Annotated in this window: 15 protein-coding genes; 5 read left to right on the forward strand and 10 right to left on the reverse strand. The window is 63.7% G+C overall.

Annotated elements, in window-relative coordinates:
- Nucleotides 1-35 precede the first annotated feature (35 nt).
- The gene (locus GY769_22430; protein ID MCP4204675.1) at nt 36-2,066 is read left to right on the forward strand and encodes a SpoIIE family protein phosphatase; all 2,031 of its coding nucleotides are present in this window, start codon (nt 36-38) and stop codon (nt 2,064-2,066) included.
- Here GY769_22430 and GY769_22435 read toward each other — a convergent pair.
- From GY769_22435 to GY769_22450, 4 genes are all read right to left on the reverse strand, one after another.
- The gene (locus GY769_22435) at nt 2,038-5,196 is read right to left on the reverse strand and encodes an efflux RND transporter permease subunit (protein MCP4204676.1); all 3,159 of its coding nucleotides are present in this window, start codon (nt 5,194-5,196) and stop codon (nt 2,038-2,040) included. The two genes, GY769_22430 and GY769_22435, sit on opposite strands and share 29 nt — an antisense overlap.
- A complete protein-coding gene (locus GY769_22440) occupies nt 5,186-6,703 on the reverse strand; it encodes an efflux RND transporter periplasmic adaptor subunit (GenBank protein MCP4204677.1) in 1,518 nt (505 codons plus the stop codon). Before GY769_22440 ends, GY769_22435 begins: the two co-directional genes overlap by 11 nt.
- The gene (locus GY769_22445; protein ID MCP4204678.1) at nt 6,693-8,057 is read right to left on the reverse strand and encodes a TolC family protein; all 1,365 of its coding nucleotides are present in this window, start codon (nt 8,055-8,057) and stop codon (nt 6,693-6,695) included. The genes GY769_22440 and GY769_22445 overlap by 11 nt, the downstream gene beginning before the upstream one ends.
- Nucleotides 8,058-8,140: 83 nt before the next feature.
- Nucleotides 8,141-8,563 (reverse strand): hypothetical protein, encoded by a 423-nt coding sequence (locus GY769_22450; GenBank protein ID MCP4204679.1) that lies wholly within the window; start codon nt 8,561-8,563, stop codon nt 8,141-8,143.
- Between the two features lie 149 nt (nt 8,564-8,712).
- Here GY769_22450 and GY769_22455 point away from each other — a divergent pair, with 149 nt between their 5' ends.
- A complete protein-coding gene (locus tag GY769_22455) occupies nt 8,713-9,516 on the forward strand; it encodes a ZIP family metal transporter (protein ID MCP4204680.1) in 804 nt (267 codons plus the stop codon).
- Here the strand turns inward: GY769_22455 and pdxH are convergent.
- The 5 genes from pdxH to GY769_22480 form a co-directional block, all read right to left on the reverse strand.
- Nucleotides 9,470-10,048: a pyridoxamine 5'-phosphate oxidase gene (gene pdxH / locus GY769_22460; GenBank protein MCP4204681.1), complete on the reverse strand. Its 579-nt coding sequence runs from the start codon at nt 10,046-10,048 to the stop codon at nt 9,470-9,472. The two genes, GY769_22455 and pdxH, sit on opposite strands and share 47 nt — an antisense overlap.
- Nucleotides 10,045-11,436: a tryptophanase gene (locus tag GY769_22465; protein MCP4204682.1), complete on the reverse strand. Its 1,392-nt coding sequence runs from the start codon at nt 11,434-11,436 to the stop codon at nt 10,045-10,047. Before GY769_22465 ends, pdxH begins: the two co-directional genes overlap by 4 nt.
- A 112-nt stretch (nt 11,437-11,548) precedes the next feature.
- Nucleotides 11,549-11,881 carry a YbjQ family protein gene (locus GY769_22470; protein MCP4204683.1) on the reverse strand — a complete coding sequence of 111 codons (333 nt, stop codon included), beginning with the start codon at nt 11,879-11,881 and terminating at the stop codon, nt 11,549-11,551.
- Nucleotides 11,878-12,285 (reverse strand): hypothetical protein, encoded by a 408-nt coding sequence (locus GY769_22475; GenBank protein ID MCP4204684.1) that lies wholly within the window; start codon nt 12,283-12,285, stop codon nt 11,878-11,880. The genes GY769_22470 and GY769_22475 overlap by 4 nt, the downstream gene beginning before the upstream one ends.
- Nucleotides 12,286-12,340: 55 nt before the next feature.
- A complete protein-coding gene (locus tag GY769_22480) occupies nt 12,341-12,916 on the reverse strand; it encodes a sigma-70 family RNA polymerase sigma factor (GenBank protein ID MCP4204685.1) in 576 nt (191 codons plus the stop codon).
- A 156-nt stretch (nt 12,917-13,072) separates the two neighbouring features.
- Here GY769_22480 and GY769_22485 point away from each other — a divergent pair, with 156 nt between their 5' ends.
- From GY769_22485 to GY769_22495, 3 genes are all read left to right on the forward strand, one after another.
- Nucleotides 13,073-13,285, forward strand: coding sequence for a hypothetical protein (locus GY769_22485; protein MCP4204686.1), 213 nt, complete (start codon nt 13,073-13,075; stop codon nt 13,283-13,285).
- 483 nt (nt 13,286-13,768) lie between these two features.
- Nucleotides 13,769-14,683, forward strand: coding sequence for a DmsE family decaheme c-type cytochrome (locus GY769_22490; GenBank protein MCP4204687.1), 915 nt, complete (start codon nt 13,769-13,771; stop codon nt 14,681-14,683).
- A 9-nt stretch (nt 14,684-14,692) separates the two neighbouring features.
- The gene (locus GY769_22495) at nt 14,693-16,954 is read left to right on the forward strand and encodes an MtrB/PioB family decaheme-associated outer membrane protein (GenBank protein ID MCP4204688.1); all 2,262 of its coding nucleotides are present in this window, start codon (nt 14,693-14,695) and stop codon (nt 16,952-16,954) included.
- A gap of 96 nt (nt 16,955-17,050) precedes the next feature.
- Here the strand turns inward: GY769_22495 and GY769_22500 are convergent.
- Nucleotides 17,051-18,043 (reverse strand): hypothetical protein (locus GY769_22500; GenBank protein MCP4204689.1); only part of this gene is annotated, 993 nt, incomplete at its 5' end.

Here is an 18,043-nt window from a genome sequence, read left to right on the forward strand (position 1 = left end):
CGAGCACCGCTCGCGTATTAAGCTGGGGCCCTGCCATGAAGATCCGTACTCAAATCGCCATCGCGTTCCTGTTCCTGGCTATCCTGCCGATGACGGCAATCGTTCTCTACAGCTACGTCTCGTCGCTGAGCGCCGTTCGCGAAGCCGTCGAGGCCGAGGCCGAGAGCCTCACCAGCGACATGGAGAATCGAATGACCCAAGTCCGGGGCGATCTGCGTCGCCGGGTCGAACGGATCTCCGCTTTGCCCTTCAGACGCTGGGCCTTCGAAGCGGAAACCGAAAAAGAGCGCGAGGAGCTCTACGGCTCGATGATGGCGGAGCTCGGAGAGACCGCGCCATTGGTCACGTCCTTCGAATTCGTGCCCGAGTACCCGGGCACGGCGGAGGACGCGGTGCCGAGCCCGGACGTTGAGACTGCCTCGGAGCTCATTCCGGCTCCACCGCGCCGCCCGCCGCCGCCCCCCGCGCCGATCGTGATCGACATGCGCGAGATGCTGAAGACGGTGGAAGCCGGCATCGAGAACCTCGACGCCGAGTTGATCCCGGATACCGACCGGGAGGAGCTTATCGAACAGGCCAAGCTGGGCCTCGAATTCGTCCAAGAAAAAGCCGAAGTCTTCAACCTGCACGCCGGTCGGTTGATCGAGATCCGAGCTGAAACCGAGGAGTTGCACCGGCTGACCGAGACCGCCCCCACGGCCGAAGCAGAAGAAGACACGTACCGCATGATCTTCAGCCCGGAGGTGGAAGTGCCGGTCTACGAGGACGGCGAGATGGTCGGCGAGATCCGGGCTCGGGTCGCCAACGAGAAGCTTCTGGAGCGGGTCCTTCATCGCACCCTGCGCGAGCGGGGTGAGGTACCGTTTGCGGTCGACACCGAAGGCAACTTGTTCGCGGCGAGTGATGAGGACCGCGGGACCCTACTCGGGTTGGGGCTCCAGGAGCCCGTCGATGCGGAACGGATCACAGACCAAGAGGTCTTTGGCGACTGGATCGTCGCGACCAGCGCGGACCAGGCAACGGGATTGACTTTCGGCATTGCCCGCCCAATCCGCGATTCCATCACCGAGATGCGCTCGACGGCGTTGCGTAACTTCGGATTCGGTACCGGGTTGATCGGCCTCGCTCTTTTGGGTGTCCTGCCGCTGTCGCGCCGGATTACCCACGGACTCAAGCTCGTTGCCGAGAGCGCGGAGCGGGTAGCTGGTGGCGACCTCGAAGCCCGGGTGCCCCTCCAGTCCAGAAGCGAGATCGGCCAGCTGGCCAAGGCGTTCAACAACATGGCCCAGGACCTCGAAGAGAACCAGCAGAGACTCATCGAGAGCGAGCGCCTGCAGGTTGAATTCGATCGCAAGACCGAGGAACTGGAGGAAGCCCGCCGGTTTCAACTCTCGCTCCTGCCCAAGAGGCTCCCCGACCACCCCTCTTTCGACCTGGCCGCGATGATGAGAACCGCCACCGAAGTCGGAGGCGACTACTACGATTTTCGTGTCGCCGACGATGGCACCCTGACCGTGGCCATCGGCGACGCCACCGGGCACGGCGCGAAGGCCGGAACCATGGTGACCGTGGTCAAGAGCCTGTTTTCCGCCTACCCGCCGGGAGGCGACCTGGCGGAGTTCCAGAAGAAGGGTGCCGACGCGATCAAGCGTATGGCGCTGGGGCGGATGTCGATGGCGCTGACTCTCGCTCGGCTGACAAAGGGCAGGCTCACCCTCTGCGCCGCCGGAATGCCGCCCGCTCTCCTGCACCGAGCGGCGACCGGAAAGGTAGAAGAAATCGCCATCGAAGGCATGCCTCTGGGTGGACTCGACTTTACCTATCGCCAAGTGTCGGTGAGCATCGACGCCGGCGACACGCTGTTGCTGATGAGTGACGGTTTCCCGGAGCTCCCCGATCGAGACGGAAACACCCTCGGCTACGAGCGCGCCGCCGAGCTCTTCGCCGCCACCGCCGGCTCGAAGCCCAACGAAGTGATCGAGCACTTGCTCGCGAGAGCTCGAGATTGGGCGGGCGACTCCGCCCCCGCCGACGATGTCACCTTCGTGGTCGCGCGAGTTCGATAGCTCCCGATTCCTCCTTCGGAAACAGCGGGCCGCGTTTCAGTCCCCTTCCGCGCCAAATGAAATAGATCGCTGGGAAGACCAACAGCTCCGCCGCGAACGAGGTGAATACCCCGCCGACCATGGGGGCGGCTATGCGCCGCATGACGTCGGAGCCGGTCCCGGTCGCCCAGAGAATCGGCACCAGAGAGAAGAAGGTCGCCATGACCGTCAGCATCTTGGGGCGAATTCTCTGCACGGCGCCGTGATCCACGGCTTCGGCCAGGTCGCGGAAGCTCTTCATCCGGTCTTTTCGACTCCAGTCCTCGTAGGCTATGTCGAGGTAGAGCAACATCACGACGCCGGTCTCGGCCGCCAGACCCGCCAGGGCGATCACGCCGACCCAGACCGCTATCGACCAGTTGTAGTCGAGAATCCAGAGCAGCCAGACCGAGCCGACCAGGGAAAACGGAATCGCCGAAAGCACGATGGCAGTCTTGAGGATCGACTTGAGATGGAAGTAGAGGATCAGGAAGATCAGCGTCAGGGTGAGCGGCACGATCAGGAGCAGCCGGGCCTTGGCTCGCTGCATGTACTCGTACTGGCCAGACCAGAAGATCGTGTAGCCCGCCGGCACCACCACCTGCTCGGTCACCTCCTGCTGCGCCCGCTTCACCCAGGTGCCCACGTCGATGCCTCGCAGGTCGACGTAGACCCAAGCGTTGGGGCGCGCGTTTTCCGATTTGATCCCGGGCGGCCCCTGGCGAAGCTGGATCTCGGCCAGCTGTCCGAGCGGCACCTGAGCGCCGGTTGGCGTGGCCACCAGAATCTCGCGCAGAGCGACCGGATTGTCCCGCAGCTCTCGCGGATACCGGACGTTGATCGGGTAGCGCTCGAGCCCTTCGACCGTGGACGAGACATTCATGCCGCCTACCGCCGATTGGATGACGTCCTGGACGTCGCCCACCGTCAGCCCGAACCGAGATGCCGCCTGGCGATCGATATCGAAGTCGAGATAGCTGCCACCCATCACTCTCTCGGCATAGGCGGAGAGGGTTCCCGGTAGCGGTTTGACCACGGCTTCGATCTTCTTGGCGATCTCCTCGAGCACCGTCAGGTCGGGACCCCCGACCTTGATTCCGACCGGCGTCTTGATGCCGGTCGACAGCATGTCGATGCGGGTCTTGATCGGCATCGTCCAGGCATTGGTGAGGCCTGGGAACTGAATCGCCGCATCCATTTCCGCGATGAGATCGTCCTTGGTCAGACCGGGTCGCCATTCGGAAGGGTCTTTCAAAATGATCGTCGTCTCGAGCATCGAGAGCGGCGCCGGATCCGTCGCCGTCTCGGCGCGCCCGGCCTTGCCCAGAACCGATTCGACCTCCGGAAAGGACCGAATGATCTTGTCGGTCTGCTGCAGAATCTCCTTGGCCTTGGTGATCGACACACCAGGGAAGGTCGTTGGCATGTACAGCAGATCTCCTTCCCAGAGCGGAGGCATGAATTCCGAGCCGATGCCCTGGAGTGGCACGAGCGTCAACGCGAGCACCGCCAGCATGAGGACGATCACTCCCCAGCGCCAACGCAGCGCCCAGTTGAGGACCGGCGTGTAGAGAAAGCGTAGGAAGCGCGAGACCGGGTGTCTCTTCTCGCTGAAGATCTTGCCCCTGACGAACCAGAACATGAGAACCGGAACGACGGTTACCGCCACGATGGAGGACAGTGCCATGGCGTAGGTCTTGGTAAACGCCAGGGGCTTGAACAGGCGCCCCTCCTGTGCCTCCAGAGTGAAGATCGGCAGGAACGAGACCGTGATCACGAGCAGGGTGAAGAACAGCGTCGGTCCTACCTCTTGGGCCGAGCGAATGATGATCTCCAGGTGCGAACGCTTGCCGCGCCACTCCTCGTAGTGCTTGTGCGCGTTCTCGACCATGATCACCGCGGCGTCGACGAGGACGCCGATCGAAATCGCGATGCCTCCCAGCGACATGATGTTGGCCCCCAGGCCCTGGTACTTCATGATCACGAAGGCCAAGAGGATCGAGACCGGTATGGACACGATCGCGACAAAGGCCGACCGGAAGTGAAACAGGAAAACCAGGCACACGAGGGCCACGACGATCGACTCTTCGATCAATGTGGTCGTGAGCGTGTCGATCGAACGCTCGATGAGCCCGGTCCGGTCATAGGCCACCGAGATCTCGACGTCATCCGGCAGGCCGGCTCTGAGCTCCGTTAGGCGCTCCTTGACCCTGGCAATCGTCGAGAGGGTGTCGGCCCCCCAGCGCACCACCACGACGCCCCCGACCGTCTCGCCCTCGCCGTTCCAGTCAGCCAGCCCGCGCCGGATCTCGGGCCCGATCGTGACGTTGGCGACATCCCGGAGAACGATCGGCGTCCCACCGGGGCCACTGCCCAGGACAACCACCTCGAGGTCTCGGATCTCCTTGATGTAGCCGCGCCCTCGCACCATGAACTCCCGTTCTGACATCTCGACGAGACGGCCACCGACCTCGACGTTCGATCGCTGGATCGCCCGGCGGACCGCCTGCAGAGGCAGCCCGTAGGCGCGCAGCCGTATCGGATCGACCTCGACCTGGTACTGGCGCACGAAGCCGCCGATCGAGGCCACCTCGGCAACTCCCTCGACCGAGGCGAGACCGTACTTGAGATACCAGTCCTGATAACTCCGGAGATCGGCCAGTGAGCGCTGCTCGGAGTTGAGGACGTACATGAAAGCCCAGCCCACACCGGTGGCATCGGGCCCGAGCTGCGGCGAAACACCCTCGGGCAGATCGGCGGACAGACCCGACAGGTACTCGAGCACTCGCGAGCGGGCCCAGTAGAGGTCGGTCCCGTCCTCGAAGAGCACGTAGACGAACGAGAAGCCGAAGAAGGAATACCCGCGCACGACCTTGGCGAAGGGCACGGCCAGCATCTTGGTCGTGATCGGGTAGGTCACCTGGTCCTCGATCACCTGAGGCGCCTGACCGGGGAAATCCGTAAAGACAATCACCTGGACGTCCGAGAGATCCGGTATCGCGTCGATCCGGGTCTCTTTGATCGCCCACACGCCGGCGAGGATGGCGACGACGAGGCCGACCGTCACCAGGGGTTGGTTCCTGAGCGACCACTCGATCAACCTAGCGAGCATGTCCGGCCCCCTCAGACGATGGCGCCATCTCCTGACGTTGAGCCATCATCTTCTGGATCGCTTCCTGGAGATTCGCCTCGGAGTCGATCAGAAACTGAGCCGAGGTCACCACCCGCTCACCCTCTTCGAGACCCTCGAGCACCTCGACGAACTCGACTCCCTCGTGCCCGAGATTGACCGTCCGCGGGGCGAAACGGCCTTCGCCCAAATCGACCACGACTACGTCGCGCTGCCCCGTCCGTAGAACCGCGAGCGAGGGCACGGTCAACACCGCCCGAGCCGCAACGGGCTCGAAGGTAACGGTCGCGAACATGCCGGCACGCAGTTTTCGGTCCGGGTTGGGAACCTCGAGCTTCACCCTCAGCGTCCTCGTCTTTTCGGAGAACTCCGGCTCGAGGAAGCGGACGGTGCCGCGGAAGGTCTCACCCGGAAAGTACGTGAAAGTGACATCCGCGGGGCTGCGCTCGCGAATCCAGGCCACCTGGTCCTCGAAGATCTCGACCGATAGCCAGAGGGAGGAGAGATTGGCGATGTGGTAGGTCTCCATGCCCGGCTTGACCGCCATGCCCTCCAGTCCCGGCATGCGCTTCATCACCAGGCCGCTGGACGGAGCCACGACCTTGAGCGTGCGGAAGATCTCGCCGGTCTCCTCGAGCCTCGAGATCTGCTCTGGCGCGATATCCCAATACGAAAGCCGAGTCCGCGCCGCATCGACCAGTGCCTCGGCCCTGCGCAGGGCGTCGTCCGCCGTGCCGACGAACTTCTTGGCATACTCGATCGCCGACAGCAGCTCCTGCTCGGTCTGCAACAGCTCGGGCGCGTAGATCTCGAAAAGCGGCTGTCCTCTTCTGACCGGCTCGCCGACGTAGTTGACGTAGACCTTCTCCACCCAGCCGGTGTACTTCGTCGTTACCGTAACCATCCGCTCCTGGTCGTACTCGAGGTAGCCGACCGTGCGAATCTCGTGGGTGAGGTCACGCCGCTCCACCAGAACGCTCTGGACGTTCATGTTCTGGACGGTGGCGGGATCGATGGATACCTCCGTGCCGGGACCGATGGCCCGGACCGCTTCGTCCGCGTAAACGGGCACGTAGTCCATCCCCATCTCGTCCTTGGCAGGAACCGGTGAGGTAATCGTCGGGTTCATCGGGTTGCGGTAGAAGAGGATCTCCCCTTTGCTCCGAGCCGTGGAGCTCCCGGCGGCTCTCCCAGCCGTGCTCTGTCCTTTGGCGCGCACCAGATTCATGCCGCAGATCGGACATTCCCCGGGGTTCTCTTCGAGAATGTGAGGATGCATCGGACAGGTCCATAGCTCGTTCTCGATCTCGGCGGCGGAGCCGGCCGCTGCCTCCGCTGCTTCGCGATAACCGAGCCGAGCCCGCAGCAAGCTGTCCAGGGGGTGCAAGTGAAGCGGGTCGAAGAACACCACGAAGAAGATCAGAAAGCCGGTGCCGATCCAGAGCACGGGAGCGATCCAGGCTCTCGGGTTTCTGTTGCTACGCGTCATGGCTGGGAACCTTCACACGGCTTTCGAGCGGCGCACCGATGGCGCCCTCGAGCTCCGCGATTCCGATCAGATAGTCTGCTTGGGCCCGGGCCAGAGCGGTGTGCGCTTCGAAGCGCACGTGCTCGGCGTCCAGAAGAGCCAGGGCATCCAGGGTTCCGGCAATGTAGCCGGCCAAAGCCGACTCCTCAGCCTCCTCCGCCTGCACCACCAGGAGATCATCGATCAGGCGCAGCTGCCGCCAGTCGAGCTCCAAGCGCTGCGCCAGGTCGCCGATCGCCGCCACGATCTCCGCGCGAGTCGCTCGCAGGCCTTCCTCGGCGGCGGTCTCGTGGCCAACCGCTTCTTCGACCTCGGCCGTCAAGCTCCTGCGCCGAACCGGCAGTGTAATCCCGCCCCGGATACCGACGATGTCGTCACCGTTGCCTTCCGGCGGCTGAAGCCGGCCGGCGGCGTCGCTCCTCGGGTCGACCACCGTGTAGGTCAGTCCGAGGCTGAAATCCGGCCGCCGCGATTTTTCCGCGAGCTCGACTCGCGTCCGCGCGTTTCGGATCCTGGCCTCAGCCGCATGCAGCTCCGGGCGCAGGTGCTGCGCCTTTTCGAGGAGTGGCTCCAGATTGAGCGAGATTTCGGGGATCGTCGGCATCCCTTCGGCCAAGATCGGCGTCAAGGCGGGGCGATCGCGCAACGTGTTGAGGCGGGCCTCCAGACCGATCCGGCGCCTTCGAATCTCCAGCAGGTCGTTCTCGGCAAGGGTAATCTCCGCCTGCAGCTTGACCACTCCCTGGCCGCGACCAGCTCCGGTCGCGTATCGAGCCCGAGCGATCTCCTCGTGCTGAGAGAGATGGTCCCGAAGCTCCTCCCCGATCACCCTGCGTCGGTCGAGGTACAGAAGCTCATAGAACAAGCGCCGGGTCTCGGTGAGGAGCTCGAGGCGCAGTGCCTCGACCTCGGCATCGAGAGCCGCTGCCTCCAGAAGAGCGGTCCGTTCTTTGAGCGCCAGCTTGCCGGCCCACGGGACCGCCTGCGCCAGAACCACCGCGATCTGCTGGGGACCGGTTCGCGTCTCCGGCGAGTCCAGGAACGTCGTCAGGCTGGCGGTCGGATCCGGCAATGCTCGCAGCCGCGGCGCGCGGTGTCTGGCGGCCAGGGCCCGTGCCGCGGCGGCGGCGATGTCTGGATTGCGCTCCAGCACCTCCACGGCGAGCTGGCGCAAAGGTGGCTGTTGGATGCCCTTCAGAATTGGGGCTAGCCCGGTCTCACTGCCCGGTTCGCCCTCGGCCGCCGCCTGGCTCACGGCCGAGCCGGTCACGGTCGCTACCAGCAGCAGCGCAACAAATCGTCTTTTTGCAAACATCAAACTCCTCCAAGAAATCCAAAGTCGGCTTGACCGCCCACTCGAGAGTGGGTCGGTCGAACACGGGGCCTCTCAGAGGAGAATCAGAGTAGATAAGACGAGAACAGCGTGTAGCGGTTCTTGCAGGGCACCGGCGGGCCGTGTTCCCGCGCCGCATCGCGGTCGAGAAGAGCGGGCTCGATTGCCGATCGCAGATCAACGGCGGCCAGCGAGACCAAGACCTTCGAGGTATCGGTGGCAAGTCCTTCGACCTGATCGCTCGTCGTCCCAACCACGCAGCAATCGGCCGCGGGCGAGCCGTCGCCGCGGCAAGCGTCCTTCGCAGCCGCCGGGGCCGCTGGGCCCACAGCGCGACCCATGGCCTCGTGCTGGGACGCCATCTCCATCATGCCCGCCACCCGGCAGCCTTCTGTCATTCGCGCAAACTCGACACACGCCTGCCCTGCTGGAGAGAAGAGAATCAAAGCTCCCATCAAGAGTGCGGTAAGGAAGTTCACGCGCCGCATGACTCGAGGATCATACCCGAGAGTCATTCAAGCGCAAGTGCCGCAGTCCACCGCCGCCCGCCACCACCAACGCCCACCCGTTTGGGTATTGCTACTCGAGGAGGACGATTCCTAGGCTGAACCATCGTCCGGCTTGCCAGCTCAATCCCATGCTCAGCGATTCTTGGACACGATTCACCAAGCTCGGTCCGGTACACCAGGCCCTGCTCGGAACGCTCTTTACCTGGGGCTTGACCGCGGCCGGCGCGTCATTGGTCTTCTTCCTCCGTCGCGAAAACAAGCGGCTGCTCGACATCATGCTCGGCTTTACCGGCGGTGTCATGATCGCCGCCAGCTTCTGGTCTCTGCTCTCGCCGGCCATCGAGATGTCCGCAAATCTGGAGAAGCTGAGTTGGCTACCTGCCGCGGTCGGCTTTTCTCTTGGCGCCGTATTCCTGAGACTGGCCGACTTCATCACGCCCCATCTGCATCTCAAGGCTCCGATCGAAGAAGCCGAGGGTATTCCAACCAAGCTCGAGCGCACGACTCTGCTGGTTCTCGCCATCACCTTGCACAACATCCCCGAGGGACTCGCGGTCGGCGTCGCGTTTGGCGCAGCGGCGCACGGCCTCGAGTCGGCCACCGTTGCAAGTGCCGTGGTGCTCGCTTTCGGCATCGGCATCCAGAACTTCCCCGAAGGTATGGCGGTTTCGATGCCCATGCGGCGGGAAGGCTTCTCGCCGGCGAAGAGCTTCTGGTCCCCTCCCGACTGGTTTTCGAAGCCTTGTTTCCCTGTAGCGGTCGAGCTCCGTCTCAACCGTCTGTTGGCCGCCGGTGCCGCCTCTCCGGGAGCGAAGAGAGGCTCCCTCCGAGGCGCACACGAACGGCCTGTAACCGAGAGCGGCCGTAGCGGTCGACCGCCCCTCCTTACGGATAGAGCCGCTCCATCACCCAGCCATCGTCCCGCCGGGTGAACAGGCGCCGGTCGTGCAGACGATAGAGCTCGTTCGACCAGAACTCGATGCGCTCCGGAATGACTCGAAAACCGCCCCAAAACGGCGGCCGAGGCACCGGCCCCAGAGCATAGCGAGCCTCGAGCTTGGCCACCCGGCGCAGCAACCGGGCGCGAGACTCGAGAGGCTGGCTCTGTTTCGAGGCCCACGCACCGATCCGGCTCTGCCGGCCACGACTCGCGAAGTAGGCGTCCGATTCCTCCTCGGTCACGCGCTTGACGTTGCCCTCGATTCTCACCTGCTGACCGATCGAGTACCAGTAGAAACAGAGTGCGGCGTGAGGATTCGAGTCGAGCTCGAGTGCCTTGCGGCTGCGGTAATTGGTGTAGAAAACGAATCCCGTCTCGCCGAATTCCTTGAGCAGCACCATGCGTACCGAGGGCAACCCCTGATCGTTGGCGCTGGCAAGGGCGCATGCGGTTGCGTCTCCCTCTTCCAAATGCTTGGCGCGTTCGAAGAGAGCCGCGAACTCGGCGATCGGATCCTGGCTCACTCGGCTAACACCGGGGCGCCGACCGGCGCGAACGACGCCGAGAAGTGGCGCAGCGCCGGCGGCTGGTCGACGATTCGGAAGCCCCGAATTGACTCTCGCTCCGAGAACATCTCGACGACGACCTCGACGACATAGTCGATGTGGCTCTTGGTGTAAACGCGTCGCGGGATCGCCAGGCGCACGAGCTCGTGCTCGGCCGGGATTTCCCCTCCGGTCGCGGGGTCTCGCCGCCCGAGCATCACCGAGCCGATCTCAACCGAGCGGATGCCCCCCGCCAGGTACAGAGCTACGGCGAAGGCCTGCCCCGGGAACTCCGACCTCGGAATGTGGGGCAACGAGGCGGCCGCGTTGACGTAGATGGCGTGACCGCCGGGAGGTTGAACGATCGGCACACCCGCCTCGGCGAGGTGATCGCCGAGATACTTGGTCGAGGCGTGACGGTAGCGTTGGTAGGCGGGATCGAGGGCCTCGTAGAGGCCGACTGCGATGGCCTCCAGGTCTCGGCCGGCCAGTCCTCCGTAGGTCGGGAAGCCCTCGGTCAAGATGAGCAGCTCCTCCTCCTCCACCGACACTTCGTCGTCGTTGGTGCACAGGAAGCCGCCGATATTGGCCATGCCGTCCTTCTTCGCGCTCATCGTGCAGCCGTCGGCGTGCGAGAACATCTCTCGAGCGATATCGATCAGAGACTTGTCCTGGTAGCCCGGCTCTCGGCGCTGGATGAAGTAGGCGTTCTCGGCGAACCGGCAGGCGTCGAGGTAGAAAGGCACACCGCGCGCACGACAGATCACCGAAGCCGCCTCGATGTTGGCCATCGAGACCGGTTGCCCACCGCCCCCGTTGTTGGTGATCGTGACCATGGCAAAGGGCACGGCGCCGGCGTTCTCTTCGAGAACCCTCTCCAGCCCTTCAAGGTCGATATTGCCTTTGAAGGGATGTACCGCCGCGAGATCGTGCGACTCGGCGCAAGGCAGATCCAGAGCGCGGCAACCGGTAGCCTCGATATTGGCTCGGGTCGTGTCGAAATGGGTGTTGTTGGGAACCACCTGACCGGACCGACAGAGCGTGGTCGCCAGGATACGCTCCGCCGCGCGGCCCTGATGCGTGGGGATGACGTGTTTGAAGCCATATATGTCTAGGACCGCCCGTTCAAAGCGACCCCAGCTCTCGCTGCCTGCATAGGACTCGTCACCGCGCATCATCGCGGACCACTGCTCCGCGCTCATCGCGCCGGTGCCGCTGTCGGTCAGCAGGTCGATGAGAATGGCTGCCGCCGGCACCTTGAACAAGTTGTAGCCGGCCGCCTTGAGAAAGTGCTCGCGCTCGGCCCGGGTCGTCATGCGAATGGGCTCCACCGTCTTGATGCGAAAGGGCTCGATGATCGTAGACATGCTTCTCCTCCGGGTGGCTCGCACCCGAAGTCATTCTGACTCTTTGGGACCGGCACCACCACACCCTTGCGGAGGGTGGCCGTCGGCCCACCGGCCGGGTGGGCGCGTCCGGCTATTCGTCCAAGCCGGCGTCTTCGACCACGACCGCGGTGCCGAAAACCAGCAGCTCCGCGGCCATGGTCATCACCATCGAGGTCGAGAAGCGAACCTCGACAATGGCGTTCGCCCCCTGCTCGCGCGCCTCCGCCACCATGCGATCCAGCGCCTGCTCGCGCGCCTCCGCGAAGAGCTTGGTGTACTCGCTGATCTCACCGCCGACGATGTTGCGCAGGCCGGCCATGACGTCCTTGCCCAGGTGCCGGGCGCGGATGGTGTTGCCCCGGACCAGGCCGAGCGTTCGAACGATCTTCTTCCCCTGAATCGTTGCCGTGGTCGTCACAATCATTTCTTCACCCTCCGGTAGCGATCGGTTTGCCTGCTTCGGAGCCGGTCGAGCACGACCGAAAGAAACAGCAGCGCGACTCCGGAAACGCCGCCGAAAATCGCCAGCTTCTCGAGAAGGCTCTGCGTGCTCTGCCAGGCTTCGCCAAGCGCGAAACCAGCCAGACCCACCGCCCAGATCACCAGCAGCAGCCACCCCACTCCGAAGGCGAGACCACTGGCCGCGTCTTTCGGCTTTTCGCTCCATTGATCGTCGGAAGGTACCTTGAACTCGCTGGTCATGGCTGCTCTCCTCATGGTCGCCAGTTCCTCCACCAATGTGCGGCAAGCGCCGCAGTCTTCCAGGTGCACTCGAACCCGCTGCTCGTCCTCCTGGGTCAGAACCTGATCCAGGTATCCGGTCAGCATCGACTCATCGAACGGCCGCCGGCACTGTGGAGAAGCTGCGCGTGTTTCCCTTGATTCAGGCACTCGCGGTTCCTCCCTTTTCGAGGTAGGCGGCCCGCAACTTCTTGCGGGCCGCGTGCAAGCGCGACATCACCGTGCCCAGGGGAATCCCCAGAACCGCCGCGAGGTCTTCGTACGACAGGTCCTGGTAGTCGCGCAACACCAGAATCTCCCGATGTTTCTCGGGCAGCGTCGAGAGCGCCAGCCAAAGGCGCTCTCGGATCTCATTGGTCACCGCGTTGCGCTCGGGCCCATCCGCGCGATCGACGACCTGATGTCCGGCCTCGGGGCCCACCTCGACTGCGAGAGGCTCGCTCCTGCGCACCTTCCGCCTGCGCCATAGATCGCGGACCTGGTTGCGCACAACCGTGTACAACCAGGGGCGAACGCTCCGAGAGCGGTCGAGCCGCCCGAGGTTGCCGAACAGCCTCAGCATGGCCTCTTGAGAGACATCGAAAGCGTCCTCACGATTGCCGGTCAGTTGAAGCGCCAGAACATACGCCGCCTTGCGATGCCGCCGGGCGAGCTCCGCCCGCGCGCGGTCGTCACCCTGTTGAGCACGGCCTACCAGATCACGCTCGCCTGTTGACATGAGAGGTACCGAGGTCAATGCCGTCGCGCTGTTCACGCCTAGGATACGTCCGAGGGCCTCTTTCTATTCATGGCCAGGTCTAGCCGGACCGAGAGCGTCTTGACGACGACCGAGTCTATCCCCCGAACGCCAAGACCTTCGAGTGCCTCCTGGCCCATGTCAGCGTCTGTCCGATCCAAAGGGCCGTTCTTGAGCAGGGTGGCGGCGCTCGAGGACTGGGACTTGGACGATTTTCAGGTCGATCAGCTCCAGGCCTACGGAGCGAACTTCCTGACGGTCGACGATGCCACGCGGTTCCTCTTCCTCGATGCCTGGTACGGCAGCTTCGACGCCAACGTCGCTCAAGCCTTCGTCAAGCTGGTCTTCTAGGCTCCTCTCGGCTCCTCATCTGGGCGGCGTTCTCTGAAAGGAGGGCGCCGCCCCCTCCTGCTCGCAGCGCCGGCTCGTCCGGCACCGCTCTCGAGCAGTGGGTGCAAAGCGCACCCCCGCTCGTGCATTGCGAGCCACTCCCGGGGCGATGCAACTCTGCATGAGAAAAGGAAAAATCTAGTTGCCGAAAGCCGCCAAGTCTGGTCTACTGAGGCATCAAGCACGACAACCAGACGAAGAAGCGGCGCCGGTGGTTTCGAGAGGAATCGAGCTGGAGTCTCGGCCTTGAACTCGAGCGCCCCTCGCGCCTTCCTTTCACGCCGTTTCGAGCTACCCCTTCGGGTGGGCTCCTTCCCCCCCGCCGGCTCTGTGAGTCGCTTCACAGCGTTATGAGGCGAAGACTCCTAGTCTTTAAGTCACCGAGAAATTGGCAAGATCTTTCACGACCGGAACGTACGAAGAACGTCAGAAAAGGAGTGCCGTATGACAGCTAGACGAAGACTGGCAATGGGTGCGGGGTTGGTATTGCTGCTCTCTCTCGGAGCCGGCACCGCGTTCGGCGCGCCAGAAACCGAACCCGAGATGGCCGCGAGCTACGTGGGTGGTGACATGTGCGTCGAATGCCACGACACCTACGAGGACGACCTCGCTCAAACACAGCACGGTAAGGCGGGTTTCGCCAAGCTCTCGGAGCACGGCTGCGAGTCGTGTCATGGCCCGGGGAGCCTCCACGTCGAGGACCCCGAGGCTTACCAACCCAGAGTCTCGGATCTGAGCAAAGCCAAGCAGTCGGCCATGTGCCAGACCTGCCACGATGGCGGCAGTCAGTTCTTCTGGCAGGGCAGCGCCCATGACACTCGTGGGCTCTCCTGCACCGACTGCCACGGGATCCACGACTTCAAGTCGGAGACCGCACAGCTGAAGACCAGCTCGACCACGGAACAGTGCTTCAGCTGCCACAAGGACGTGCGAGCCGAGACCTGGAAGCGCTCGCATCATCCGATCCGCGAGGGCCAGATCGGCTGCAACGATTGCCACAACCCCCATGGCGCGCAGTCCGACAAGATGGTCAATGCGGCGTCCGTCAACGACCAGTGCTACTCGTGCCACGCCGAGAAGCGCGGACCGTTCCTCTGGGACCACGCTCCGGTGCGCGAAAGCTGCTCCAACTGCCACACGCCGCACGGCTCGAACCACTTGAAGCTGCAGAAGACTTCGGTGCCCTACAACTGCCAGCAGTGCCACGCCAACACCCGACACCCCGGCACGATCTACGACGCGCAGACACTCGCGGATGGCACGCGACCCAGCAACCGGGACTTCAGCCGCTCGTGCCTCAACTGCCACAACGCGATTCACGGTAGCAACCATCCGTCCGGCTGGGCGCTGTACCGGTAGAAGGGAGACATGATGATCAGAGACAACATGCGACAGGCTCTGACGATCGTCGTTGCGTCTTTGCTGCTCTTCGCCACAGGCGCGGGAGTTGCGACGGCGGGTGACGACGACGGTTTCCGCCTCTGGGTCGAGCCACTCGACTTCTGGGTGCTCGAGAAGGATCAAGACACCAACTCTTCGAAGTTTCAGGAGTATCGCGATCTCCAGAGCGGGCTGTACGCGAATCTCAAAGCCTACGGCGAGAGCGAGGACGGCGACCGAACGCTCGCGATCCGGATGAGCGCCATCGGGCGTGACCACGCCCGCTACAACGTCGACTACGGCGTCGCCGGTAGCTACAAGGTCAACCTCGACTACAACAAGATCCCGCATCTCTTCGGCAACGACGCCACCCTGCTCTGGAACCAGACGGCGGTCAATCGGTTTGAGCTGGCCGACTCGACCCAGCTGGCGTTGCAGGAGGCGGTGATTGCCCAGCGGGCCGGCGGGGGCTCGGTCAACTTCGGCTTTCTCGAGCCCTTGATCCGACCGTTCGTGGACGTCGCCAATCGGACCGACCTCGGTCTCCAGCGCGACCGCACGCGAGCCCGCTTCGATTTCGGCAATCTAGGCAAGTTCGCCTGGGGCTTCGAGTACAAGCACGAGAACCGTGACGGCAGCCGTCCGATGGGTGCCGCGTTCGGCTTCAACAACGTTCAAGAGATCCCCGAGCCGATCAACTACAACACCACCGATGTCGAGTTCTCCGGCGAATTCAACGGCAAGAAGGGCGGTGCGCGCTTCGGCTATCGCAACTCCCAGTTCAAGAACACCCTCGACTCGGTGCTCTGGGACAACCCCTGGCGAGCGACCGACAGTACCAACCCCATCGCCTACCTCGGCCCCAACACGACCGACGCGGGTCCCTCTCGCGGTCTCGCCAGCCTGGCGCCGGACAACGAAGCCAACCTGCTCTTCTTCGACGGCCGCGCGAGAGCGGGCGGCTGGTGGTTCAACGGCAGCCTGACCATGAACACCATGACCCAGAATGAGTCGCTGCTGCCCTTCACAATCAACACCGCCATTGTGGGCACCGACGAGAGCACGGGGCGCACCTTCAACGCGGCGAGCTCCGGCCTGCCGGTCAATGCGGCCGACACCGAAGTCGAAACCATGAACGTTTCCGCCAACGCGGGGACCGAGCTCGGCGACGATTTCAGCCTGACGCTACGGTATCGAACGTATGATTACGACAACTCGTCGCCGCGAGTCACCTTCCCCGGGTACGTCAGGCTCGATGCCGTTTGGGAGCCGCCGGCCCTGATCACCGTGCCCTACGACTGGACCAAGGACAATCTGGGCGCGGAGCTCGGTTGGGACGCCACCAATTCCACCCACCTGACCCTCGGCTACTTCATGGAGAGCTGGGATCGCACCTTCCGCGAGATCCACACCTCAGACGAGGACACCATCAAACTAACGGTCGATAGCCGCCCCAACAGCAAGGTCTCGGTGCGGGCCAGCTGGGCGACCGGCGATCGGACGACCGGCGAGTACGACGTCGAGGCCCAGGAGGTGTTCTTCGTCCATCCCGAGGGAATCAACCAGCAGCCCGGTCTGCGCAAGTTCGACGAGGCCGAGCGGGATGTCGACGACTATGACTTCTCCGTGCAGCTGTTTCCCAGGGACTCCTGGAATCTGAGCTTCGGATTGTCGGCCCGCGAAGAGGATTATCCCAACAGCGAGTTCGGCCTTCAGTCGGACGAGATCATGAGCTACAACTTCGAGTTCGGATACGCTCCGGGCGCCCATCTCAACTGCTACGTCTTCGGCAACATGGCCGACCGCGAGGTTTTCCAGAGATCGCGGCAGTCCGGCGCAACGCTCTCGACCAATCCCCTGGACAACTGGAGCGTGCTCCTCGACGAGGACACCACGACCTGGGGCTTTGGTCTCAACTCCAAGAACGACAATGGTTGGAGCTGGGATGCGGTGCTCAATATCTCGGACTCCGATGGCGCAGGGGACTTCACTACGCCCTCTGGTGGCCGGACAGTGGTCGACATCGACAACTACGAGGACATCGAGCTGACCAGCCTGTGGGTGAAAGCGGGCTACGAGATCACCGAGAACGCCAGCTTCGGCGTGTTCTTCTACTTCGAGGACTACACCATCGACAGCTTCATTCTCCAAGGTATCGTTCCCTACCTGCCACAGTCGATTCTCTTGGCACCGAACGACGCCGACTACGAAGCCCACATGTTCGGAATCAACCTGAAGCTGAAGATCTAGGCTCCTTCCTTCTGCTTCGCGGTTCAGCGCGGCGCCGTCCCGAAGGGGCGGCGCCGTTTTCTCTTTGAGCAATAGAGGCCTGAGAGGCGTCGCGAGCTACCGGGGTCTGAGGCGGACCTGAAGGCTCAGCACGTCCGCCCCCAGGCCGTAGGTTCCGCGAAGACTGCCTCGGAGAAAGTCTTCTGAGCGCGGAAAGGCGAGCTTCTCAATGCCGCTCTCATCGGCGTCGACGATCGCATAGCCCAGGCTCAGGTCCAGTCTCTCGGAGACGGCGAAGTCGAACCCCAGCGCGTACCATTGCCGTGGCGCGTCGGGGAATCGTGCCGATTGGCGCCGCGCACCCGAGCCGGCCGTCTCCTCGGCCGCGAAGCCGAAGCGGAGTCTCCAGCGCTCGGTCGCGGCGAAGATCGACCCGACCGAAGCCCCGACGCTGTCCCTCGCCTCGACCGTGGTCACCTCGTCGGGCACGCTACTGTCGAGACGAATCCGAAGCTCATCCAGCGAGCTCCAGCCGGTACGGGTCCAGTCGCCGACGAGCTCCCAGCGCTTCACCGGCCGCCAGAAGATGCTGAACGACTCGAAATCCGGCAAATCCAGGCTTCCGCGTGCTGCTGAGTCGACGACACCCGCCGCGCCCGCGGCGAAGGCGGTGGCCCGGGGATCCAAGGCGCTCACGCTGTACCTGCCGCCCAGCTCGTGCGCGATCTTCGAACGGTAGGCAAGACCGATCCGAAGCCTCTCGACCGGCTGCCAGAGCAGCCCGAGATTGAACCCGACCGCGGTGCTGTCGGCGTCGAAGCCGACGGTCCCATCACTGTGCTGCGGCTCCAGACCCCGAGCGTCACAGTCCCCGAACAGAAGATCGCCGGCGAGCTCGAGCGCGAAGCACATGCTGCCAAGGTCAATCGCCCGCGAGAGCTCGACGTCGAGCCTCGACAGGTTTGCACCGAAACCGACCGAAAGGTGGTCGCTGAACCGATATCCAACCGTCGCGGTGAGGTTGACCGAGCCGATCTCCGATCGAAGAGCGTGGTAGCGGCCGACCCAACCCGCCCGGTATTCGGTGTCGAGGGCAAAGGGCCTATTCAA

The sequence above is a fragment of the bacterium genome, assembly GCA_024224155.1.
Classification (GTDB): Bacteria; Acidobacteriota; Thermoanaerobaculia; order Multivoradales; family JAHEKO01; genus CALZIK01.